The sequence below is a fragment of the Ensifer sesbaniae genome (genome assembly GCF_013283665.1).
Taxonomy (GTDB): Bacteria; Pseudomonadota; Alphaproteobacteria; order Rhizobiales; family Rhizobiaceae; genus Ensifer; species Ensifer sesbaniae.
On the sequence record NZ_JABEKU010000002.1, the window covers coordinates 639,029 to 660,804 of the forward strand.

Annotated in this window: 18 protein-coding genes; 3 read left to right on the forward strand and 15 right to left on the reverse strand. The window is 62.0% G+C overall.

The genetic code is table 11. The annotated features are described in order from the left end of the window. Nucleotides 1–4: 4 nt before the first annotated feature. The 5 genes from BHMPCIPO_RS20740 to BHMPCIPO_RS20760 all read right to left on the reverse strand — a co-directional run bounded on the left by BHMPCIPO_RS20740 (nucleotide 5) and on the right by BHMPCIPO_RS20760 (nucleotide 6,302). Nucleotides 5–766, reverse strand: a complete 762-nt coding sequence (locus BHMPCIPO_RS20740; RefSeq protein WP_173518720.1) for a polysaccharide deacetylase family protein — start codon at nucleotides 764–766, stop codon at nucleotides 5–7. Then, nucleotides 759–2,087 carry an O-antigen ligase family protein gene (locus tag BHMPCIPO_RS20745; RefSeq protein WP_173518721.1) on the reverse strand — a complete coding sequence of 443 codons (1,329 nt, stop codon included), beginning with the start codon at nucleotides 2,085–2,087 and terminating at the stop codon, nucleotides 759–761. The genes BHMPCIPO_RS20740 and BHMPCIPO_RS20745 overlap by 8 nt, the downstream gene beginning before the upstream one ends. Before the next feature lie 12 nt (nucleotides 2,088–2,099). Beyond that, nucleotides 2,100–3,716 carry a GumC family protein gene (locus tag BHMPCIPO_RS20750; protein ID WP_246304617.1) on the reverse strand — a complete coding sequence of 539 codons (1,617 nt, stop codon included), beginning with the start codon at nucleotides 3,714–3,716 and terminating at the stop codon, nucleotides 2,100–2,102. 128 nt (nucleotides 3,717–3,844) lie between these two features. After that, nucleotides 3,845–4,993: a GNAT family N-acetyltransferase gene (locus BHMPCIPO_RS20755; protein ID WP_173518722.1), complete on the reverse strand. Its 1,149-nt coding sequence runs from the start codon at nucleotides 4,991–4,993 to the stop codon at nucleotides 3,845–3,847. Continuing rightward, on the reverse strand, nucleotides 4,983–6,302 hold the full coding sequence (locus BHMPCIPO_RS20760) for a lipopolysaccharide biosynthesis protein (RefSeq protein WP_173518723.1): 1,320 nt from the start codon (nucleotides 6,300–6,302) through the stop codon (nucleotides 4,983–4,985). The genes BHMPCIPO_RS20755 and BHMPCIPO_RS20760 overlap by 11 nt, the downstream gene beginning before the upstream one ends. A gap of 225 nt (nucleotides 6,303–6,527) precedes the next feature. Here BHMPCIPO_RS20760 and BHMPCIPO_RS20765 point away from each other — a divergent pair, with 225 nt between their 5' ends. Together BHMPCIPO_RS20765 and BHMPCIPO_RS20770 are read left to right on the forward strand one after the other, a co-directional pair. After that, the gene (locus BHMPCIPO_RS20765; protein WP_376741674.1) at nucleotides 6,528–7,226 is read left to right on the forward strand and encodes a N5-glutamine methyltransferase family protein; all 699 of its coding nucleotides are present in this window, start codon (nucleotides 6,528–6,530) and stop codon (nucleotides 7,224–7,226) included. Beyond that, the gene (locus BHMPCIPO_RS20770) at nucleotides 7,223–8,338 is read left to right on the forward strand and encodes a hypothetical protein (RefSeq protein ID WP_173518724.1); all 1,116 of its coding nucleotides are present in this window, start codon (nucleotides 7,223–7,225) and stop codon (nucleotides 8,336–8,338) included. The genes BHMPCIPO_RS20765 and BHMPCIPO_RS20770 overlap by 4 nt, the downstream gene beginning before the upstream one ends. A 173-nt stretch (nucleotides 8,339–8,511) precedes the next feature. Here BHMPCIPO_RS20770 and nadE read toward each other — a convergent pair whose 3' ends face one another. The 8 genes from nadE to BHMPCIPO_RS20810 all read right to left on the reverse strand — a co-directional run bounded on the left by nadE (nucleotide 8,512) and on the right by BHMPCIPO_RS20810 (nucleotide 18,264). Beyond that, nucleotides 8,512–9,519, reverse strand: coding sequence for an NAD(+) synthase (gene nadE, locus BHMPCIPO_RS20775; RefSeq protein ID WP_173518725.1), 1,008 nt, complete (start codon nucleotides 9,517–9,519; stop codon nucleotides 8,512–8,514). Continuing rightward, a complete protein-coding gene (locus BHMPCIPO_RS20780) occupies nucleotides 9,516–11,063 on the reverse strand; it encodes a class I adenylate-forming enzyme family protein (RefSeq protein ID WP_173518726.1) in 1,548 nt (515 codons plus the stop codon). The genes nadE and BHMPCIPO_RS20780 overlap by 4 nt, the downstream gene beginning before the upstream one ends. A gap of 21 nt (nucleotides 11,064–11,084) precedes the next feature. After that, entirely contained in the window at nucleotides 11,085–11,351 is a 267-nt protein-coding gene (locus tag BHMPCIPO_RS20785; RefSeq protein ID WP_173518727.1) for an acyl carrier protein, read from the reverse strand. A gap of 22 nt (nucleotides 11,352–11,373) precedes the next feature. After that, nucleotides 11,374–13,311, reverse strand: a complete 1,938-nt coding sequence (gene asnB, locus BHMPCIPO_RS20790) for an asparagine synthase (glutamine-hydrolyzing) (protein ID WP_173518728.1) — start codon at nucleotides 13,309–13,311, stop codon at nucleotides 11,374–11,376. A gap of 148 nt (nucleotides 13,312–13,459) precedes the next feature. Beyond that, nucleotides 13,460–13,663: a hypothetical protein gene (locus BHMPCIPO_RS20795; protein WP_173518729.1), complete on the reverse strand. Its 204-nt coding sequence runs from the start codon at nucleotides 13,661–13,663 to the stop codon at nucleotides 13,460–13,462. 472 nt (nucleotides 13,664–14,135) lie between these two features. Next, a complete protein-coding gene (locus tag BHMPCIPO_RS20800) occupies nucleotides 14,136–14,897 on the reverse strand; it encodes an FkbM family methyltransferase (RefSeq protein WP_173518730.1) in 762 nt (253 codons plus the stop codon). Between the two features lie 108 nt (nucleotides 14,898–15,005). Next, nucleotides 15,006–15,470, reverse strand: coding sequence for a cyclic nucleotide-binding domain-containing protein (locus BHMPCIPO_RS20805; RefSeq protein ID WP_173520122.1), 465 nt, complete (start codon nucleotides 15,468–15,470; stop codon nucleotides 15,006–15,008). Nucleotides 15,471–15,561: 91 nt separating this feature from the next. Continuing rightward, nucleotides 15,562–18,264 carry an ABC transporter transmembrane domain-containing protein gene (locus BHMPCIPO_RS20810; protein WP_173518731.1) on the reverse strand — a complete coding sequence of 901 codons (2,703 nt, stop codon included), beginning with the start codon at nucleotides 18,262–18,264 and terminating at the stop codon, nucleotides 15,562–15,564. Nucleotides 18,265–18,567: 303 nt separating this feature from the next. On the opposite strand from BHMPCIPO_RS20810, the gene BHMPCIPO_RS20815 reads away from it, so the two are divergent. Next, nucleotides 18,568–19,242, forward strand: a complete 675-nt coding sequence (locus BHMPCIPO_RS20815; RefSeq protein ID WP_173520123.1) for a class I SAM-dependent methyltransferase — start codon at nucleotides 18,568–18,570, stop codon at nucleotides 19,240–19,242. 153 nt (nucleotides 19,243–19,395) lie between these two features. Here the strand turns inward: BHMPCIPO_RS20815 and BHMPCIPO_RS20820 are convergent, their stop codons facing one another. Both BHMPCIPO_RS20820 and BHMPCIPO_RS20825 read right to left on the reverse strand, forming a co-directional pair. Continuing rightward, complete coding sequence (locus BHMPCIPO_RS20820) at nucleotides 19,396–20,532, reverse strand: glycosyltransferase family protein (RefSeq protein ID WP_173518732.1); 1,137 nt, start codon at nucleotides 20,530–20,532, stop codon at nucleotides 19,396–19,398. Next, nucleotides 20,532–21,776, reverse strand: a complete 1,245-nt coding sequence (locus BHMPCIPO_RS20825; RefSeq protein WP_173518733.1) for a glycosyltransferase family 4 protein — start codon at nucleotides 21,774–21,776, stop codon at nucleotides 20,532–20,534. The genes BHMPCIPO_RS20820 and BHMPCIPO_RS20825 overlap by 1 nt, the downstream gene beginning before the upstream one ends.

Genomic DNA, 21,776 nt, shown 5'->3' on the forward strand with positions numbered 1-21,776 from the left:
TCTCCTACCAGCCGAGCCTGTCGAGCGCCTGCTCGACCGGCAGGACCACGCATCCCCTGGAGACCGCGTGCTGAACGAGGTGCTCGAAGGTCTCCGGCGTGCAGCCATAGGGAGTGGGACGCGCGGCGATGTCGTGGGTAAAGAACACGAGCCAGCCCGGCCGAGCGGCCACATCGTCGATCCATCCGGTGAGCGCCCGTGCATCCGCCTCCGGCTGACGGATCTCCACGGCCTTGAGCATCAGGGGGTCGACGGCCGTGCGATTGACGCTTTCGCCGGCCGCGCGGCAGGTGCGATAGCGCCGCCCCAACTCACGGCGCGCCATCGGCCAGGCGGCATTGTAGGGAAACGCGAAGTTCGTCGCAGTCGCCTTGACCCCGCTGCGCTTCAGATAATCGGCATTACGGTCGAGGTCGCGGGCAAGGCCGTCACCGCTCAAGCGCCTGATCTTGGCGTGAGAATAGGTATGGCAGCCGACTTCGTGGCCCCGACCGGCGAGATCGGCGCATCCCTCCGACGAGATCAGCGTGCGATCAACTTCGACACGCCCGGCCAGCCCGCCAGCGATGTAGAACGTACCTCGCACGCCGTGTCGTTCGAGGATCGTCGCCCCGTTATGAAGTGCGCTGTCCGGCACGTCATCGAAGGTGAAGGAAACGAGCGGCACATCGGTCACGACATCGCACGGCTTGGCCGCGAAGCGCCAGATCAACCGGTTGGCGACGCGATCGACAAGGCCGCCGACGGTTTGCAGGAGATCAGACATAGACGGCTCCGGATTTTACCTGCTGCGGGGCCACCGAAAGAACCGCGCGCGACTGGAGGTGCAGGCCGTAGAGGGAAAAGAGGAAAGTGAACCACAGGAGGTTGCCGCCCTCGAAGAACAGGCTCTCGAGACCGGCGTTGAAGATCGTATAGAGCCAGACGCGGATATAAAGCCGGGTGAGATGGGAATGCTCCTCAGCCGGTGCCAGACGCGCGATGTTGCGCAGAGGCAGGACCAGCAGCCAGATCACCGTCAGCAACAGTCCGGGAAAACCCGTCGTCAGAGCGATGTCGAGATAGGAGTTGTGACCGTTTGCGGCCGCCACCGCCCAGGTTTCGATCGAGCCACCGCTATTGACGAGTTCCGACGTCTGCCAGAAACCCTTGAAACCGTAGCCGGTGATCGGTTGCTTGGCGAGCGCCGTAAAGGCGAAGCGCCAGATGTCGGCGCGATTGGTGAAGGTTGCATCGATGCCAAGCTCGGTGACGAAATCGCTAAGTGGCTTGAACACCGCGGAGCCGACCGCGAAGAGATTGAACAGGCCGACCCCACCGATGACGATCGGGATGCGCAGGAAGCGGAATCGCTCGAAAATCCAGGCAAGCAGCACGATCGCCGGCAGCATGGCGGTCGAGGTCTTGCCGCCCGTATGGAGCAGGAAGTTGAACGACAGGGCAACGATGGCAAGGCCGGCCAATCGCGACCAGACGTTCGTGACGAAGAGGCCGAAGAAAGCCGCAATCACCATGGCCGCGGCGGCGCTGTTCTTGTGGGGGAAATGGCCGCGCCAAAGGCCGGCGTTCATTGGCTCGCGCAGTTCGGAGGCCTGGTGGATCGCAAGCGTCGGCTTGAAGAGAATGCCGTAATAGGCGACCGCCAGCATGAACAGGGTGCCGATGCCGAGCATTTTGGCGAAATGTCGCTCCGAAGCCGGCAGCAGCAAATAGACGCTGGCGTTGATCGTCACCATCACCGCGAGCACGGTTCCCTTGATGCCGAACATCGGATAGGCCGAAATCGCCGAGACGAACAGAAACCAGCAGTAGAGCACCGCCAGCAACGGCCGCGGCTGCAGAATGATACCGCGTAGTGGGTGCGCCAGCCCGTAGGCGAACATGCCCGCGAAGAGTGAAAGCGATACGATCTGGTTCAAGCGATTGGAATTTCCAGCCGAAGGATCCAGCACCGCCGCCCCAGTCAGATCGATGAAGGGCGTGGTCGATATCCAGAAAAACAGGAACGTCGCCATGAAGAGCACGGTCCCGATGCGTGCGCGGAGCAGGTCCGCCGGGCTCTTGTCGCGATAGACGGCGCTCGTCATGCCGTCCCTCTCTCAGGCCGCTGCGCGCCGGCGTCCGCGCAGGAAGCGCCAGAGCCCCCGCGTCAGGGCCAGGCCGATGCCAAGTGCGAGGCCGAAGATTGCGCCGCCCGCGAGCAGGATCAACGTACGCGGCGGCCAGCTCCGCGCGTTCGGCGGCAAGGCGCGCGAGATTACGCGGACATTGGTCGTGTCGATCTGCTGGCGCTCGGTAATCTGCTGAGCCCGCGCCAGATGGGTCTCGTAGATCGCAGCCTTGGCCCGAGCATCTCTCTCGAGATCCCGAAGCTGCACCTGGGCCTCGTTGTCGGAGAAAACATTCGATTTCTCGTCGCTTGCCTTGGCACGCAAGGCGGCAAAAGCCTGCTGCTCGCGATCCATGTCCGCCTTGGCGCGATCGAGGATGCGGCGCGCCTCGTCGGCCAAGGCCCCTTCCAGGGTCGTGCGCTCGGAGCGGGCATTGACGAGGCGCGGATGCCGCTCGCCATAGGTGCGCTGCATCGAGGCGATCTGCTGCTGCAGCACGTTATACTGCTCGCGCAGGTTCGTCATGTTGACCGATTCGAACTCCGAAGCGCTCGCGGTGCGACCCTGCGCAATCGCATCATTCATCTGCCGGTAGCGTGTCTCCGCCTGAATGAAGCGCTGTTGAGCATCGAGAACCTGTGTGTTCAGCTCGTTTGAAAGCTGATTGCTGACGAGTTGGCCGTCGTTGGTGGACTGGAGGCCATTCTTGCGGCGAAAATCCTCGACGGCCCTCTCAGCCTCGGTCACGTTGCGGCGCAATTCGTCGAGACGCGCATTGAGGTTCTGGGCAACGCGACCGGCGCTTTCGGCGGCAGACTGAAACAGCTCCCGCTCAAAGGCTGCGACGATCGCATTGGACAGCGTCACCGCCTTCGCCGCCTCTTCGCTCCAGACCTTCATCACCACGACGAAGGAGCGCTCTTCGCGCCGCGCTTCGACCCGCTCCGATAGCGCCCGCATCGCGGCAAGCTCATTGCCAGCCTGTTGTTCCGCCTTCGTCGAGAAGAGGCCCTTCAGCGAGCCGAAGACTGAGGGTTTCACGAACTCCGGATCCTCGGAGAGGCGCAGTTGGTCGATGACGCGCGACAGCACGTTGCGCGATGTCAGAATGCGAAGCTTGCTTTCCACCTCCAGCAACTGCGCATCGCGCTGCGGGTTGGAAGTGAAAACGTCGTCGCTGACGACATTCAGGTTGGAGGGATCGACAACGATGTCGGTATAGACGTTGTAGCGCGGCGTCGCCGTCATAGCATAGGCGAGCGCGGCGGCCACACAGAGCATCACGGCGACGACGATCCAGAGGAGGCCTTCTCGCAGCCAGCCGATGATATCGTCGATGCCGATATTGCCGAGATTGTTCAATCCGGGGAAATAACTGTCGCGACGCAACTGTGGCGTTGGCACAACGGCACTGACCTGGCGACGCGATGCTTCCGAAGGACCGCCGGCTTGCGGTCGGGCAACTGCGGGCTTCTCGTCCTCCTGCTCGGCTTCCGGCAAGTCAGGTGACAGCAGATCGAGCAACGAGCCTCTCGCGACCGGCACACCCTGATCGTGCACCGGACGGCTGGGCCTCCGTTTTTCGGCCTCGTCCGGCCTATACATAAGCATCCCTCACGCACGCCCATCAAGACGCGAAGATCGTGACCCCGCGAGCCGCCTTCCATCGCAGAATTAGAGTTGTAGGGTGAATTTTCCGTTAAACGGCGGGGATCGCCGCTTAACACCGGGGGTCAGAAGTCGGTCAGCAACCGGCTCCAGCTTTCCGACGCCAGTCCGCCGACATAGATATCGTTCCGCTGGGCGGCATCCTTGAGATCCGCGTGCCGCGTCACCATGCAGAAGTATCCGCGATGATGGAAGGAGAGCCATCTCTGGCGCGAAATAGCATTCATCAGGAACGGCTGCGCACTGCCGACGGCAAGAGCGTAGCCCTCCGCATCAAGCGAATGGAACATTTGTGCAGTGACGTCGAACTCACGGCCCGCCTCACAGACGATGTTGAGCACCGTCGCCGCCTCGCCTGCCCTGCCGAAATAGAGATAGGCACCGATCACGCGCCCGCTCTCGTTCACGACCTCCCGGCAGAGGAGTTCGCCCAAGGTATTGTTCAAGCCGGCGACCGCCATCAGCCAGTTGAACTCGCTCCTCGACCAGACGGGTCTGACGGCAAAGCGCTGGAGCATCGGCTCGGCGCACTCGACAAAGGCCGCGGGATCGATGGCGCGCGTTGCGCACCCGGCGGCGGCATCCGGTTTCGTCCTGGGTCGGCGGCGGCGCAGAATTCGATCGGCAACCGCGAGCGGCCCCAAGACGACGCTCGATCGGAGAAGCGGTACCTGCCGACCGACCGTCAGGGCCCAGGCTTTGAGCGGCCGAAAAGAGCGACGCCAATCGAGGCTCTGTATCGGCAGCACGCTACCCCCGCCCGCCACCCAGTGATCCGCACTGACCGGTGACGAATTGTCCGAAAAGCACATATCCTGTTTGGCGGCGCGCATGGCGCGGGCAAGGCAGGCCGCGCCGACTGCGCCAGCCTTGCCTTCGGACATGAAGGCGCACAACAGCTTCGCTACCGTCCGGCGACCGTTGACCGTGAACTCCATGGGAAGCGCCAGGATGGCGCTGCCGATACCGCCGGTACCATCGTCATAGACGATGCTGCCGTTTTCCGGGGTATAGAGGGGGCTGCCGAAGAAGATCGTCTCGATATACCGCCGAAGCTCTTCGCTTGCTGCTCCTTCGCGCTTGCGAAAGATCCGGGTGAACATGCTGCTGACGGCGGGGATATCCCGGGGCTCCATCGCCCGTACATTGCCCAGGCGGGCCATTTCCCGTGCGAGCGGCCTTGCGGCCTGGATGTTCCCGGCTTCAAGCTTCATGGGCCATCCTCGCCGCCAGGGGCGCGCCGCCGGCCTGTTCCCTGTCGCGCCGTACGAAGCGCAGGAAAACGGCCCAGGAAACGATGACCATCGCGATTTCGATGACGTAGAAGGAGATGAACGTTCCGGCCGGCGGTGCGTACCAGGTGGCCCAGGCCGTGAGCGCCGCGCCGAATACGCTGCCGAGCCCCATGACCGAGGCGCGCGCCGGATGGTGGCCAGACGCACCGAGCGCCTCCATCGCCACCGCCCACATGGCAATCGGCACAACGACCCAGCAGAGGATACGGACGAAGGAAACGAGAGAGACGTAATCCTTGCCGAAGAGATAGGGCAGAACCGGTGCGAGCACGAAGACCGCGATGGCGGCGGCTACACTGATCGACGTGGCGGCCAGAAGCACCTTGCGCACACGCTCGAACGCGTGATGCAGGCCGGCTGCAGTCGCCTTCGCGGACCCCGGATAGATCAGCCGGTTCAGCGCTTCGACCGAAAGATAGCTGCTCTCCAGCATCCGCCGCGCGACGCTGTAGCTCGACGTCACCTCGGCGCTCGCCACGAGGCTCAGCACCAGAAGGTCGGCATTCTGCCTGACGGCGCGCAGGATGAACGGGATGCTGAAATAGAGCCCCAGTGGCAGTTCTTCGCGTACGATGCCATAGGTCGGACGCCCCAGCCCCTTGACGGCGCGCCAACATCCGACAGCCACGAGCACATGGCAGATGAACTGCCACACCGCCCAGGCGGCGACCGTGGCCACCCCGAAGGCGATACAGGCGAGCGCCGCGGCAATGGTGCGCGCCACGGCAAAGCCGACGACGACCTTGTTTGCCGAGGCAAAATTGGAATGGGCGAGGAAGATCTGTTCCGCCAGCACGATGATGCGGACGAAGACGATGTTGGTGATGAGCATCAGCGTGATGACGGCGACATTGGTTGCCGGATCCGGTGACAAGGTGAAGAAGAATGGCAGTACGGCCGCGCCGAGCAGAACCAGGACCACGCCGCTTACGGCGGTCAGCAGAATGTTGTGCCCGAGCATGCGCGAGTACATGCCGCGATCGCGTGCCACGCGGCGCACCAAGCACTCCATCGCGCCAAGACCGCACAGGTGTACCGCAATGTTGGCGACAGCAGTAATTGCGACGAAAACGCTGAACTCATGTACGCCGAGCCAGCGCGCCAGAATTGCAAACGTCAAGAGCTGGGCGGCGGATCCGATGACGAGACTGCCGCCGGATGCAGCATAGGACATGATCATCGAGAGGAACGGTTTGTGCGCGCGTTCCTTCACACCTTCCGAAGCCATTCCGAACTGCCTTTGACACCAACCCGTCGTTCATTGCGCAAACGCGCACTCAATGAAAACGAGCAATCCCCTTTGATCGCTGCGCAAGGTAGCAGGCAGAGATGATTGCGCGGTTAACGCACGCGCCGCGATTGCATTTGAGCTTCGTTTACCCGATTACAATAGTCTGCAGCACTGCGCGTCCATAGATTTATCCAGGAACAATTCGACCGAGGACGCGAGGGGGTGGCCGTGCCGCACAACGACAACCATATCCGACTGCATCGCTTCATGGGCGTGGACCTCGAACTCGCACCCGATGTTCTGGTTCCCCGCGAGGAAACGGAGCTCCTCGGACGAAAAGCAGTGTCTATCCTCGCCGATGGCCCGGCGGCACCGACCGTGATCGACATGTGCTGCGGCTCCGGTAATCTCGCGCTTGGCATCGCCAACGATATCCCCTCTGCCCGCATCTGGGGCGCTGACCTCACGGACAGCACCGTCGCATTGGCGCGCCGCAACGTTGACCGGCTCGCGACAGGTGCACGCGTCTCCATCCGGCAGGGCGATCTCTTCGCCGCCTTCGAGGGCGATAATCTCGAAGGCACTGTCGACATGATCGTCTGCAACCCGCCCTACATCTCGACCGGACGCCTTGAGGGAGACCGGGCGCACCTGCTCGAAAACGAGCCGCGCGAGGCCTTTGACGGCGGCCCCTACGGCATATCCATTCATCAGCGGCTGGTCCGTGACGCCGTTGCCTTTCTGAAGCCGGGCGGCTGGCTGCTGTTCGAGTTCGGCGAGGGCCAGGATCGTCAGGCGGCAGCACTTCTGGCGCGCATCAAGACCTATGAACCGGTGACATTTGCGACCGATCGCGACGGCAAGCCGCGCGTCGCCATCGTCAGGAAAATCGACGACCAGGCCGGAAGCTTACCCAAATGAGCGAAATCCGTTCGCTCGAACGCGCGGACATCCCAGCGATTGCGGGCATGTTCCAGCGGGTGTTCCGCAACGACCAGAGCACACCGCCGCCAGCACTTGCCGATTACATGCAGCAGCTCTACCTCGATGCGCCCGGCTGCGATCCGGAGATACGCCCGCTCGTCCATGTGAACGACAAGGGCGTCATTTCCGGATTTGTCGGCGTCAACGTCCTGCCGATGGTGCTGAACGGCCGCCGGCTGCGCGCGGCAATCTGCGGCTCGCTGATGGTCGAGGAACGCGAGAACGATCCGCTCGCCGGCGCGCGCATTCTCAAGGCCTTTCTGGCCGGCCCGCAGGATCTCTCTTTCAGCGAAACCGCAAGCGACGTCTCGACACAGATGTGGACGCGCCTGCGTGGCGTCGTCCTGCCGCAATACAGTCTCGATTGGGTGCGCGTCATTCAACCCGCTTCCTTCAGCCTGAGTGTCGCGTCAAACCGCATCAAGCCGGCGCGCATTGCGGCACCCTTCGCGCGGGCCGTTGACAACGCCTATCGCAAGCGGATGGCGCCCGGCGAGCAACGCTGGTCCGCCGTGTCTGCCGGTGGCACCAGCCAGGCCGGCTTCACGACTGAGGAAACCGATCGCAACGGCTTTGCCGCCGTGGTCGATCGCTTCATTGCGTCGTTTCCGCTTCGCCCCGAATGGGCCGAAGGGCAGCTCGACCATATTCTCGGCGATGCGGAACAAAAGCCCGAGCAGGGCGAACTCATCTATGCGCTTGTCGCCGCGCGCAGCGGCACGCTCGTTGGCGCTTTCGCCTATTACGCCAGGGCGGGCGAGATCGGGCGGGTACTACAGGTGCTGGCGCTGCCGGGCCAGGCCGGTCCGGTTATCGACTGCCTCGTCGACCACGCCTCCAAGCGCGGGCTTCCGGGCCTCAGGGGGCGGACGCAGCCGGTGCTCATGGAAGCGATGCTCGGACGTCGGATTGCCTTCGTCCACGTCGCCTCGACGGTGCTTCACTCCCGTGACCCGGCAATCGTCCAGGCCTGCCGGGATGGGCAAGGCTTCTTCAACGGCATCGCCGGAGAACACTGGTGCCGGCTGATCGCGGGGCAGTTCGACTGATTACCGCATGTCTCCTTAAATCGACATCGATTTAAGGACGAAGACATGCAGAAGATCAAAGTTCTACAGCGACCTTTGCGCGTCTGAAAAGACGCGCGGCGTTGTCGGCCCTCGGCTATTGCGATCTTCCGCGAAGCCATCGCAATAACCCGCCCGCGCAATGAGGGTTGCGATCAGCTTTTGATCTCCTCCACCGGCCGCACCAGCTGTGGCCCCAGATGCAGGTAGCGTGTGGCCTTGCGCTTCGCGGCGATATCCGCCCAGACCCGCTCCACCTGCGTGGTCGTCAGGTCTGCCGCCTTGGCGACGGCGTCGATCTCGATGCCGTTGTTGAGCCCGTAAAGGCAGAGATCCATGCGGTCGTATGGCAGTGAGAAATAGAATTCCTCCTGCGTCTGCTCCAGCGAGTAGGTATCGGTCGTCGGCGGCCTGCGTCGGATCTCCTCGGGAATGCCGAGATAGGCCGCAAGCGCGTAAACCTGCGACTTGTAGAGATGGGCGATCGGCTTGACATCGGCTGCCCCGTCACCGTTCTTGACGAAGAACCCCTGGTCGTATTCCAACCGGTTCGGCGTGCCGAGCACGGCGAAATTCAGCCGGTCGGCATGATAATATTCCACCTGCTTGCGCGTGCGCTGCTTCATGTTGGTAGCGGCGACGATGCCGAGGTAGACCGACGGCGGCATGCGGTGCTTCGAGCGCGTGCCGTCGGGGCTTTGCACCACGAGGGAGGAGATGTTGTAGCCTTCGCCTTCGAGCGCATTGGCGATGACGATCTTCGAGGCCCATCCGTCGCCATAGTCCGGGACCAGTTCACGAATAAAGGCATCGCGACGCTCGTAGCAACCCATCGCCTTCAGGGTCGGACCGATATCCTCGATGATCGCTTCGACGCCGAACGTCTCGGCCACGAGGCGACCAAAGCGCAGGCTCTCGGGATCGGAATCGTTTTCCGGCATGAACAGACAGAAGACATTCTTGGCACCGACGGCACGCACGGCGAGCGCCACCGAAACGCTCGAGTCGATTCCACCGGAGAGCCCGAGCACCAGACCGCGCTTCTTCATCGCCCGCAACTGCTCGCGCAGCCCGGCGACGATCTGGTCGGTTTCGGCCGCATGGTCAATTGTCAGCGTCTCCGCCGAAAACGGGCGCGTGCCCTCAGTCGTCAGAATGTTCATTGGGCGGGCTCCATCGTCTCGGCCGCAAGGCGGCGGCTGACCTTACCAGTATCTGTCTTCGGAAGTTCGGTGCGGAATTCGACAATCTTCGGCACCATGAAGTCTTCGAGATGACGGGCGCAATGGCGAATAATGTCCTTGTCCGTCAGGCCGGGATCGGAAAGCACCACCAGTGCCGCAATTGCGTGGCCGAGCACCGGGTCGGCGACACCGACCACCACGGCTTCGGCAATACCGGGATGCGCGTGCAGCACGGTCTCGACTTCCTTGGGCGCGACCTTCTCGCCGCGCGTCTTGATGATGTCGTCCTTGCGGCCGACGAAATAGAGGAAGCCCTCCTCATCGGTCTGGAAGAGGTCGCCGGTGTAGAGCACCTTTTCCCACGGGTTCGGCCCCGGCCGCAGCATGCGCTCGGTCGCTGCATCGTTGCGCCAGTAGCCCTGCATGACGTGGGGACCGCGAATTACGAGTTCACCGGGAACACCAGGCGGTACGCGCTTGCCCTCATCATCGACCACGAAGGCTTCGGTATTCGGTATCGCGATGCCGACCGAGCCCGGCCGGCGGTCGAGTTCCTCCGGCGGCAGGTAGGTGCACCGCTTGCACTCCGTCAGCCCGTACATTGAATAGAGCCGGGCGCTCGGGAAGAGCTCGCGCAGCCGCGCGATATGCGGCGGCGGCAAGGCGGCGGCGGTGTTGGAGAGATAGCGCAGGCTTGGCAGGAAGCCAGGCTCCAGATCACGCATCTGCAGGATCATCGCCGCCATCGTCGGAACCAGCGGGAAGCCGGTAACGCCCTCCTCGCGGATCCGCTCGAAGATCGCATGCGGGAACGCGAAGGATTTTTCGAGCACCAGTGTCGCACCGATGCGGATCGCCATCAGCAACTGGTAGAGGCCGTAGTCGAAGGCAAGCGGCAATACGTTGAGGATGATATCGTCGGGCTCGTTGCGCAGGTAGGTGGTGATCGATTCAGACGCCGCATCGATGTTGCGATGGGTCATCATCACGCCCTTCGGACGGCCGGTCGAGCCCGAGGTGTAGATCAACATCGCGAGGTCCACATCGATGCCGCGATGCGGGACAGGCGTCGCTCCTTCCGTGAGGCAGGTCTCGAAGGAGATCGCGTCAAGCGGCGTCTGACCGTTGGCCGCAGCCGTCGAGGCAACGAAGATGTCCGATTTACCGCTCAGCGCTTGCGCCTCCGCGACGATCGGCATCAGCTTTGCCTGCGTCAGGATTGCGGCCGCCTCACAGTCGGTGATGATATAGGCGAGCTTGTCCGCCTTGGTCGAGGCGTTGATCGGGCTAAATGTCGCGCCGGCCTTCAGGATCGCGAAGATCGAGACAGCCGCTTCCCAGCAATTGTCCATGAAGACCAGCACGCGGTCGTTGCGTTTGACGCCGGCCCGCGCGAGCGCGGCAGCCAGCCTGCCCGACAGATCGTCGAATTCGCCGTAGTTGAGGCGACGGCGATCGGTGACCAGCGCCGTTTTCGCCGCGTGCCTGGCGGCATTGCCAATAAGGAATTGCTCGAACCGCATGGACGCCCCCTCGCGCCTTGATTATGCCGTAGCCGGCGCCCCGACCCGGGCCTCGATGAAGGCCGAAATGCGCGCAACAGAATCGAGGTTCGCGGGCACGATATCGGCGTCGCCCATGGCAATGCCGAACTGGTCCTCGATAAAGGCTACGAGTTCGAGAACGCCGGTCGAATCGATGATGTCATTCTCGATGAGCGACGCTGTATCGGCGAGATCGTAGGATGTGTCGCCGAACAGGAAGTTTTCGATGACGAAGGCTTTAACCTTGTCCTTGATCGTTTCCGTCATGTGGTTTCCTTTCCTAAATATTTCAGGCTGCTTCCGCCGCGCGGACGCTGGTGCCGGTGAAGGTCTGCAGCCAGAGCTGTGTCGAAAGGACTCCGACGAAAGCCGCATTGTCGCGGAAGCCGGACACCGGCTGCGACTGGCATTTTTCGTAGAGCTTCGTCACGGCTTTGGCATTGAAAAGTCCGCTGTCGCTGATGCGCGTCTCGCTCATGGCGTCGCGAACGTAGTCGAGCTCGCCCGCCCCGGTGAAGGAATGGCTGTCGGGCGCGCGATAGGGCTGCTTGGTCCGCTGGCCGATGGATGGGGGCAGCAGATCCTTCGTCGCTTCGCGCAGGATATGCTTCTCCACCAGTCCCTTCAGCTTCATCCTGGGCGGCAGGCGGGTCGCGAATTCGACGAGGCGATGGTCGAGGAACGGGAAGCGCCCCTCGACCCCATGGGCCATGGCCATCCGATCGCCCTGGCTGGAGAGAATATAGCCGGGCAACAGGAAACGGCTTTCGAGATATTGCGCCTGGTGTAAGGGGTGCCAGCCTCCGAAGGCGGCCGGAAGCCGGCTCGCCAGGTCCTCCGCAGCATCGTAGTTGCTCAGCCGCGTACGCAGGTCGCCCGAGAAGAAGATCTTGGTTGCCGCCGTACTCTTGAAGCGTGGCCGGTGCGAGAAGAGCGGATCGTTGAGCGGCACATCGCCGGCACCGAAGAACGCTGCAAGATACTCAGCCGATTGCTGCTGCAGGCCCGGGATATAGGGATAGAGCTTGCGGAACAGGTGCGGGCGTATGCGCGATCCAGGCTGGCGGCCACAGAACCGACGAACCCTCGCCTCCTTGAAGATGTCGTAGCCGGCAAAGACCTCGTCGGCCCCTTCGCCGGTCAGAACGACTTTCAACCCCTCGTCGCGGACGAGGCGCGAAAGCTGGTAGAGAGGCGCCGGTGCCGTTCGGATGATCGGCCGCTCCGCAAAGCGGACGACTTCCGGAAAGGACCTGGCAATGTCGCCCGCCCGGCAGGCAACGGCGCTGTGATGCGTGCCGAGCGCCGTCGCCATTTCCATTTGGAAGGCGCTCTCGTCGTGTTCCACGCTCTCGAAGGTGACGGAGAAGGTCCTGAGCCCCTGTGGCGCCATGCCGGTGGCCATCGCCGCGACGATGGAGGAGTCGAGCCCACCTGAAAGATAGGAGCCGACAGGAACATCGGCGCGCATCCGGATCCGGGTAGCATCCGTGAGCAGCGCTCGCAGTTCTTCGGCAGCTCTGCGCTCGTCCGTCAACAGCGGCGATGCCTCGCGTTCGGGATAGTCCAGTTGCCAATAGGGGCGGATCGTGACCTTGCCCCTTTCTGCAATCATGAGATGTGCTGGCTCGAGCTCATGAATGTCGCGAAAACCGGTGCGTGGCGCGATCGGAGCCCAAAGCGTGAAGATCTGGTCGAGCGCGATCGGATCGAGCTCGGCAGAGACGCCCGGCACCTGCAGCAGGGCCTTGATCTCGGAAGCGAAATAGAGCGTGCCTCCATGGGTCATGTAGAACAACGGGCGTACGCCCATCCGATCGCGCGCCAACATCATCCGCTGGCGGCGGCGATCCCAGATGGCGAAGGAAAAGTCGCCGTTCAGGCGGGCCAGACATTCCTCCCCCATGACATCGTAAAGATGCAGGATCACTTCGGTGTCACTCGAGGTGCGGAAGCGCCGGCCCTTGGCGCGCAGTTCCTTGCGCAATTCAACATAATTGAAGATCTCGCCGTTGAAGGCGATCGTCAGTTCACCGGTCTCGTCGGACATCGGCTGCTGTCCGTCGCCAAGTCCGACGATCGACAGGCGTGCATGAGCAAGACCGGCCCCCTCGTCGACGAAAACGCCGTTCTCGTCAGGGCCGCGATGCGCAATTGCGGCAACCATTCTCTCGAGGAGGATCTTTGCCTCTGGAACTGCGCCGAAATAGCCACCAAATCCGCACATTCTCAAATACTTTCACACCGGTCGATCACCGCCGAAGCATAGTTCGCGTGAGGGACTCATGGGTTAAACTTCCGGCATTTTCTGGTTGTATGGTAAATGCCATGGTTCAGGCGTCAAAACCCGACATTGGGGCAGGAAAATTCTAACCTTAGCGCTCCGAAATTCTTGTTTTCGATATCATTTTAAACATCAGATAGAGAAACAGGACCGGCCAAAGAATGCAGACCAGCAGTCCGGCAAGACGATACATGTTCCAAGGCGCACGCGCCTGCAAACCTTCAAGATAAGTCATCGCCACGAGGAACAAGGCGGTCAGGCAATAGGCGGCAATCGCAAAATACATCAATGACATGCGGTCGTCCTCACGACACAATATCAATTCTAAGGCGTGTCGCGCAAAAGTGCGCAGTGGCTTTGCGTGACATGCGAAATATCAATAACTTAAAGCGAAAGGAACGGATCTGAACGATCGCGACGCCTTTGGGCAATACGCCGCGAAATATATACCACCGAAAATCGTGTCTTTAAACGAAGAATTAACTTTGTCTAAAGAATGGTTAACCGCGCCGGCCCCGCCACCGTTGTCGGCGAGTGTCTGCCGCGCCCCGCAAAATGATCCGACGGGACAGCGTTGAACGCCTGTCGCGAACCGCGTCTGCGCGAAGCCGGAACCGCCGCTTGAAGCACGGGAAGATGGAGAACGCCCCTACAGCGCTGCGGGTCTTATCAGACGAGCAAAGGTCGCTGTAGGACTTTGAATTTCTGCATGTCTCCTCAAATCGAGATCGATTCAAGGAGACATGCAGTAGCGTTCTTGGGATCGCTTAGCGATCACTCTGCCTGGAAACGAACAAGAGGTCGAAGCCTCGAAATTCTCGGCGGGCGATCGATTTGCGCAGCGCCGCCCAGATCGCCTTGGGATTGTCGAGACGAAAGCCGCTCAGGCTGCGGATCAGGTGCATCGTGGCTGCGATGGTGCGAATGGCACGCAGCAGCGAAGGTCCAGTCAGTGAGGCAAAGAGGATTTGCGGGTGCACGGCGAGCAGGACGCCGGCGGTCCGCTGCGGATCGATAGCCCGGAACTGGTCCATGGCACGATACTCATATCCCTCGATGTCGATCTTGAAACAGAGCCGCTCGGTCCGGGCCATGGTCTGAAGCTCACCGATCGTAACCGTCTGCGCACGGATCGCCTCACCGTCATCGTCGGCAATCAGTGCGGACGTTTCTGAACTGCCGAAGCCGCCACCGACGGAATGTAGCACCAGCACCTCGTCCTCGGAGAGTGCCGCGTTGATCACACGCACCTCGCCGCTGTTTTCCGGCTGCATCTCCTTGAGGATGCCGAAGCAGACGGGGTCAGGCTCGACGGTGATGACGTTGTCGGCGATCTGCGCCGCCCAATAGGGCGTCACTCCGATCCATCCGCCGATGTCTATGAAGGTCGTCTTGCGATCGACGAGGCGTTCAATGTTCTGAAACGTACAAGGCTCCCAGTCACCATTCTGCAACCGCGCGAAGAAACGCTTCTTCTCCGGCTTGTCGGGAAACTGGACGGTTTTGCGGAAATAGGTGATCGAACGCATGTCGCCTGTCTAGCCGATATCCCCGCAAAGCGGAATCGCTTTTGCGAAAGGCTCACATGCCCGAAGGGAATGTCTCCACATGAAACAATTCGGGCCGTGGGTTAGGCGTCAGGCCTCCACCCGTTCGATCTGGTTACGGGCTTCGCTAAGCTCGGCCGTGGTCTGGGTCAGGCGGTCAGCCAACACACGCATGATCTCCACCGCCATCTCCGGAAAATCGGCCAGTAGCTTGAGGAAATCATCCTTGCGAATACGCAAGGCTTCGAGCGGCGTGGTGGTCCGCACGGTCGCCGTGCGTGGGGTGTTACAGAGGATGGCGATTTCGCCGACGATCGAATTTTGCTCGAACTCGGCAATCTTGAAGGGCCCGCCGGCAGTATTGATGAGAACCTCTGCCTTACCGGAGAGGATGACATAGGCTGCATCGCCGATGTCGCCCTGATAAAACAGCGCCTCGCCGGCACCGTACATGACCCTGTCGGACGTGAAGGCAAGAAGCTTCAACTTCGCCGGCGGCAGCCCCGAAAACAGGGTAATCCGGCGCAGCATTTCAACTTCATCCTTGAGCAACATCACAATCCGTGTCTCCGATTTCCGGTCGGGAGCAGTCTGCCTCCCGCATCGCGGCGGGACCATAGGCTCGTGCTCTGACATTAATATTACATCAAGATGCCATTTCCTTGTAGTCGCGTCCGTCATCCACCGCTGCGTCGACACCGGTGTCATGAATTAGGCGTCCGTTCTCGAACTGCGCAACGCGGTCGAAGAGATCCAGTAACGAGGGATTGGCAAGGACCCAGACGATCGCCGGATCACGCCCTGCGCGGTCAAGCAGCGAGAAGACATTGCGCACGACCTGCTCCTGGACGCGTTGATCAAGCGCAAGCAGCGGCTGATTGAAGATGTAGAAATCGCAGGCGCGGACGAGCGCGCGCGCAAGATCGAGCTTCTGCCGCTGCGCCGCCGTCAGACGCTTGCCGCCGGCGCCCACATTGTAGTCGAAGCCGAAGGCCAGCACTTCGTTATAGAGGCCGCCGGCCTCGAAGAGATCGCGAACGATCGCCCGGATTTTTTCCGACCCGTCGGCATGCTTGTGGCCGATGCGGCCGAAGAGCACGTTGTCGATGATGCTGCCCGAGGCGATGTAGCGGTTCGGGCGATAGTGCTCGATCATCCCGGCGAGGTCGGCCGGGAGGCCCTCATCGAATTCACGGCGTGCCGCAACGACCTTCGCCATGACCTCTTCCGTCAGCAAACCGAAGCGATGCCGCGGCTCGATGTAATCGAAGCACAGCCGGATGATCTTGATCTGATCGTCTTCCGAAACCTCGCTCTTGCCGCGGCTGCGCACCTTCTGCAGGATGGTCTCGTAGACAGGTATTTCCTCGGCGGTCATGAAGGTCAGCTGCTGGAAGAACGGATGGTCCGGCGGCAAGTCGCGGAACAGTTCGACCACGTTCTCGGCAATCTCGATGCCCATCTCGTAGAACGTGTCGCGCAAACCGACGCGCCGCAGGATGGTCTTGAAGAACGGATGGTTCTCAAGCGCATTCGCCCACATCACCTGATCGGTGATGGTACCGAACAGCATGTTTTCACCGATGGTGGCCTCTACATTGTAGGTCCCCGGTTCGAAGAAGACGACGAGATCGCTGAGTTTTTCCTTTTCGAGACGCTGCCTCAGAGCACTGCGCATTTCGACGATACCGGCCGCAAAGGCCGCGTGCCGGTTCGGGTCGATCGTCGAGCGGACGGCAAGCGCCATCACGTCATTGGTCAACAGGACGGCATCGAGAACCGGGCGGATCTGCACGAGCAGATCATCCGGACCGCTGGCCCCGGCCGAGCCGTAGTCGATCCAATCGCTGTTGATATCAAGTTGCGGATTGCCGGCCAGGCGCGCCTCGGTCACTTCCCACTTCCGGTGCGAGGCCCGCTCTCCCTCATAAGTTACGTCCGTCAGCGGGGCGTGCTTCAACCCGTAGAGGATATTGTCGCCGAGGCTGCCCTGGAACACGTAGACGTCGGACGACGCATAAGCGATGCGACGCCCGGTAACCGATTCCGGTATCTCCAGAATATCCTGTCCACCGATAACAACCTTGCCGCTCGCCGGCCAGACCAACCGACCGAAGGCCTCGGCCAGTACCTCGCCGCCACCGGTCAGGGCGACCTTCTCGCCCTGCTGCACCTGAAGCGACACGTGCTCGAGCACGGTGGAGCCGCCGTCGTCGATCACCGTCAGGTTCACGGCCGCCAGTGGACCGCTCAACGATTCGGTGGCTCCTGCAGCAACGGCCTGAACCTTCGGATCGAGCAACGGCTCGATGCTGAATTGCTCGACGACCTGCGCATACTTGACCTGAACGTCCTGGCGGGCCTGGTCCCAGTCGATGAGCTCCTTCAGCGGACCTGGCAGGTCCTTATAGGCGCCGATGACCGCGACGAGCTGACCGATATCGAGGCGACCCTGCAGGGCGAAGTAACCGCCGATCGCGTAGAAAAGGAAAGGTGTGACCTGCGCCAGGAAGTTGTTGATGAACTTGACGAGGAATTTCCACTGGTAAAGGTCGTAGCGGATCTTGAAGATCCTGCCGAGACGCGACGCGATGTCGGCACGCTCGTAGTTGGAGGTATCGTGGCCGCGGATGGCTCCGATACCGTCGACAATTTCACTGACGCGGCCGGAGAGTTCTCGCGCCGTCAGCTGCCGTTCACGCCCAAGCACCAGAAGCCGCTTGCGCATGCGCGGGATGATGATCGCCTGAACCGCCACGATCAGCGTCGCGACCAGACCAAGCCAGAAGCTCTGCAGCAGGATGAACACCAGCGCCGTCAGCGCCTGGCCGCCGAGCAGTGCCGGCGAGACGAAGGCGTCACCGGTAAAGCCGCCGAGCGGCTCGACCTCATCCTTGATCATCGTCGCGATTTCGGCCGGCTTTACCCTCTTGAAGTGGCTGGGCGGGAACCGAAGCACGCGATCGACGAGCTCGAAGCGAATGCGCCGCAGGAGGCGCTCGCCGAGCCGGCCCTTGAAAGTGTTGATGTAGAACTTGAAGAGGCCGTTGACGACCACCAGCAGCAGGAACACCAGGCTGAGCGCGAGCAACATGCCTTCTCGACCGAGATGGAAGCCGTCAAAGACATTGATCGTTCCAAGATACGGTAAGTCGAACGAAATCGGCAGGAAGGCCTGCGTCGCCTCTGGACTGTCGAATCCGTCACCCTGGATGGGTCCGTTGACGATCTGCTTCGGCAGGTCGAAGGACAGGAAATAGGGGATCATCGACAGCGCGACGACCACCAGAATCCAAAGCTGATCCTTGCGCGTGTGGGTCCAGATGTAGCGGGAAAGGCGTGGTTCCATGTGTCTGGCAATAGGACCTTATTGAACACGATAGCTGCTGGCGTGGCGGGCTGCCGATTGCCCCGCCACGCATCATTCCTCGGCGGAGCTCCGGATGGGTGCCTATCGGCGCTCGATCGCGAAGTGGATGTCTGCATATTCCGCCCGGCGCCGAATCCGGTTCCATTGATTATGCAGGTGCGGGGGAAATCTGCAATGGACGCGGCTTCGTCTCCACTGCCGCGAAGGCAACCACAGAGACTGTCATTCTCCGAAGCACACGCCGTTATTGCACTCGCCCGACACCCAGCTTACAACGAGCACATGAAACACACCAGCCACCCGCCTTCCCAAACCAGCGATTGGTATGAGCATGCCTTTGATTTGGCACGCGGCATCGCCGCCTATACGCAGAGCCCTCTCATCGAAGGCATCGCGAAGGTAATCGCCAGACACCCCGAAGCCCACATCGCCAACGCCTTCAATCACAAGCAGGTTGCCTGCAAGATCTGGGCGCGCGATACGCTCCTCAACGTGGCTGGTTCGTCCTACGCCAGGATTGCGATCCTCGGCGGGTGGTACGGCATCCTGGGCGCGATGCTGCTGGAGGACGCGCGCTTCAACGTGGCCGCGGTCGACAGCTTCGACATCGACCCGGACGTCGAAGCGGTTGCGCGAACCCTGAATGCCGCCTTCCCGGAGAAATTCCGCGCCGTGACGGCCGACATGTACGCCATCGACTATGTGACACTAGGGGCCGACCTCATCATAAACACGAGTTGCGAACACATCGCCGACCTGAAATCGTGGCTCGACCGCATTCCCGCCGGTACGCGCGTTCTGCTGCAATCCAACGACTATTTCAGCGAGCCGACCCACATCAATTGCGTTGCTTCCGTCGAGGATTTCGTCAAACAAGCGGCGCTGACGACAGTGGAATTTGCCGGCGCCCTGCCGACGAAAAAATATACCCGCTTCATGCTGATCGGAACGGTCTGAGTGCTGCAGCTGCCGTCGCTCGATCCCGTCGTTTCAGGATAAGCCTCGCCGGGCACGTACGCCAGCAAGACGCGCCATCTATCGCATGGCACCGAAAACCGATTCCGCGCTCGCGATGACGCGGGCCCGGTACAGCGCCCGCGACGAGGCCGGTCAAAGGGCGATGCGGCGCTCCAGGATTTCGGCGGTCTTCGTCGCGCCGTCAAGGTCCAGCGGCGGTATGTTCGGCTTCCGTCTCGCCAGCATCGCTTCGACATCGCGCGCCAACCTTACGGGCGTCACTTCGGCCTCCGGCAGCACGCCGGCAAGGCCGAGCTTTTCGAGTCGCTCCGCCCGGGTCGACTGCTCGGTTTCGCCGCCGGCGACGAAGGGGATCAGCAAGGATCCGCAACCGGCACGGATGATGTCGCAGACCGTGTTGTAGCCGGCCTGAGAAACCGATAGCCGCGTGCCCGAAAGCAGACTGGCGAAATCCTTGCGGAAGCGGAAGAGCCGTACGTTGCCCGGCGCGGCGGCCGCGAAGGCGTCGTAGTCCTGCTGCGGCAGGTTCGGCCCCGTGACCAGACACCATTGCAGCGCGGGCGGCAGCAAGCTCGCCGCCTGCAGTGCCGCACCGATCAGTTCCTTGCCGACCGCACCACCACCGGCCGAAACGAGCACGTCGAACGTTTCCGACGGAGCTTCGGGTGCCGGCCCAGCCACGAGGCCGGTATAGGCGATCTTGTCGGCGATCTCGGCCGCGTAAGGGTAGGTCTCTTCGAGCCGCGCGAAGGCAGGATCCCCGTGCACGAGCACGAGATCGAAATGTGCCTTTACGACGTCGAGGGTCTCCTCGGCACGCCCTGGCTTCGTCCGCTCTTGCAGGATATCCCGAAGCGAAGCCGCAACCAGGGGCCGCGGGTTCTGCTTTTCGATGACCTCGAGCAAGGGCATCAGCTCGAAACGCATCTGGCGGCGGCCGAAGGGGAAAGCTTCGAAGATGACGATATCGGGATCGCAGGCAAGGTACGCCTCGATCAGCAGGTCCCGGCGCCTGTCCTTGAACGCATCGCTCACCGGATTTCCCTCGCTGTCGGCAAGGCCGGAAAACCCCGTGTCGCCGGCGAGCACCGGCGGAAGGGCCACGTGCTTTACGTCATTTCCCGGGAAGCCCGACACCGGATTGCCGCCGGTCACGACGGTTACCTCGAAACCTCTGGCGGCAAGAGCGCTCGCGATCCGGCTCGCCCGCGCCAGATGGCCGATGCCGAGCAGATGCTGCACGTAGAAAAAGACGCGGCGCGCACGCATCACGCGGCTCTCCATTCGCTGGCAAACAGCCCGGCAAGCTGATCGATACTTGTGTGGTGGTCGAATTGCGCGCGGACTTTCCGCTCCGCCGCATCGCCCAGCCTGTGACGAAGCGCGGGATCGCGGATGAGTGCTTCGAGGGCCGCCGCAAGCGCCTGTGGGTCTTCCGACGGGACGACCCGGCCATTCTCGCCGTCGACGAGAAGTTCCGGTACGCCGGAAATCGCCGTCGAAACGCAAGCCAGGCGTTGGCTCGAGGCTTCGACGAGCACATTGGGCAACCCGTCGCGATCGCCGTCGGCCGAGATCCGGCAGGCAAGCGCGAAGATGTCGCTCGTCCGGTAATGCGCAAGCACGTCCGTCTGGTCAAGCGCGCCCTTCCAGGCGATCCGGTCGGAAACGCCAAGCTCGGCGGCCAGTGTCTTGAGCGTGGCGGTCAGCTCGCCGGCGCCGATGTGTTCGAACCGCCAATGGAGATCTGTCGGCAGCAGCGAGAGTGCCTTCAGCAGCACGTCGTAGCCTTTCTTGCCGACAGCGCGGCCGACGCTGACGATGCGGACGGAATCCGAAGGGTCGGAACCATTGCGGCCAGAATGCGCGCCCTCGAAATGAGGGAACCGATCGAGATCAAGGCCATGGTAGCTCAGATGGACCCTGGCCTTTTCGGTCGTCAGGCTCTTCAGATGCTCATAGCCCATGCGCGTGCAGGTGACCGTCCAGCGCGCCCGGCCAAGCTTTTCGGAAAGCTCCCAGTCCGGCGATGTCCAGATGTCCTTGGCATGCGCCGAGCAGGACCAGGGCGTGCCCGTGATCACGCTGGCATAGGCCGTCACCGACGCCGGAGTATGGATGAAATGTGCGTGTAGCCAGCGCGGATTGCCCGGCCATTCCGAAGCGAGCACCAGCGCCTGCCCGAACCGACGAAAACGATTGCGGCTGAAATCGCGGCGCAGGTCTTTCAGAAAGAGCCCGAATGCCGGCCAGAAACCCGGCTTCGGCAAGCAACGCACGAGACCGCGGAGCACTCGCAGCGGCTCCTCGTGCAGATATTCGGGCAGATAGTGGACATCGGCACGAATTTCATCGTGAACCGGATGGCGCTTGCCGTCGGTCGGGCGGCGAAGCGCGATCAGCACGAGGTCTAGTCCGGCCCGCTCGAGGCCAAGCAGTTCCTGCGCGATGAAGGTTTCCGAAAGACGCGGATAGCCCTTCAGAACGATTGCAATCTTGCGATTTGTCGGCAA

Bases quoted from the DNA above. Each gene is read 5' to 3' on its own strand.
- BHMPCIPO_RS20780 (WP_173518726.1), bottom strand. From the start codon at position 11,063: ATGCGGTTCGAGCAATTCCTTATTGGCAATGCCGCCAGGCACGCGGCG.
- BHMPCIPO_RS20740 (WP_173518720.1), bottom strand. From the start codon at position 766: ATGTCTGATCTCCTGCAAACCGTCGGCGGCCTTGTCGATCGCGTCGCC.
- BHMPCIPO_RS20800 (WP_173518730.1), bottom strand. From the start codon at position 14,897: ATGCGTTCGATCACCTATTTCCGCAAAACCGTCCAGTTTCCCGACAAG.
- BHMPCIPO_RS20770 (WP_173518724.1), top strand. From the start codon at position 7,223: ATGAGCGAAATCCGTTCGCTCGAACGCGCGGACATCCCAGCGATTGCG.
- BHMPCIPO_RS20810 (WP_173518731.1), bottom strand. From the start codon at position 18,264: ATGGAACCACGCCTTTCCCGCTACATCTGGACCCACACGCGCAAGGAT.
- BHMPCIPO_RS20795 (WP_173518729.1), bottom strand. From the start codon at position 13,663: ATGTCATTGATGTATTTTGCGATTGCCGCCTATTGCCTGACCGCCTTG.
- BHMPCIPO_RS20815 (WP_173520123.1), top strand. From the start codon at position 18,568: ATGAAACACACCAGCCACCCGCCTTCCCAAACCAGCGATTGGTATGAG.
- BHMPCIPO_RS20750 (WP_246304617.1), bottom strand. From the start codon at position 3,716: ATGTATAGGCCGGACGAGGCCGAAAAACGGAGGCCCAGCCGTCCGGTG.
- nadE (WP_173518725.1), bottom strand. From the start codon at position 9,519: ATGAACATTCTGACGACTGAGGGCACGCGCCCGTTTTCGGCGGAGACG.
- BHMPCIPO_RS20785 (WP_173518727.1), bottom strand. From the start codon at position 11,351: ATGACGGAAACGATCAAGGACAAGGTTAAAGCCTTCGTCATCGAAAAC.
- BHMPCIPO_RS20820 (WP_173518732.1), bottom strand. From the start codon at position 20,532: ATGCGTGCGCGCCGCGTCTTTTTCTACGTGCAGCATCTGCTCGGCATC.
- asnB (WP_173518728.1), bottom strand. From the start codon at position 13,311: ATGTGCGGATTTGGTGGCTATTTCGGCGCAGTTCCAGAGGCAAAGATC.
- BHMPCIPO_RS20745 (WP_173518721.1), bottom strand. From the start codon at position 2,087: ATGACGAGCGCCGTCTATCGCGACAAGAGCCCGGCGGACCTGCTCCGC.
- BHMPCIPO_RS20760 (WP_173518723.1), bottom strand. From the start codon at position 6,302: ATGGCTTCGGAAGGTGTGAAGGAACGCGCGCACAAACCGTTCCTCTCG.
- BHMPCIPO_RS20755 (WP_173518722.1), bottom strand. From the start codon at position 4,993: ATGAAGCTTGAAGCCGGGAACATCCAGGCCGCAAGGCCGCTCGCACGG.
- BHMPCIPO_RS20805 (WP_173520122.1), bottom strand. From the start codon at position 15,470: ATGTTGCTCAAGGATGAAGTTGAAATGCTGCGCCGGATTACCCTGTTT.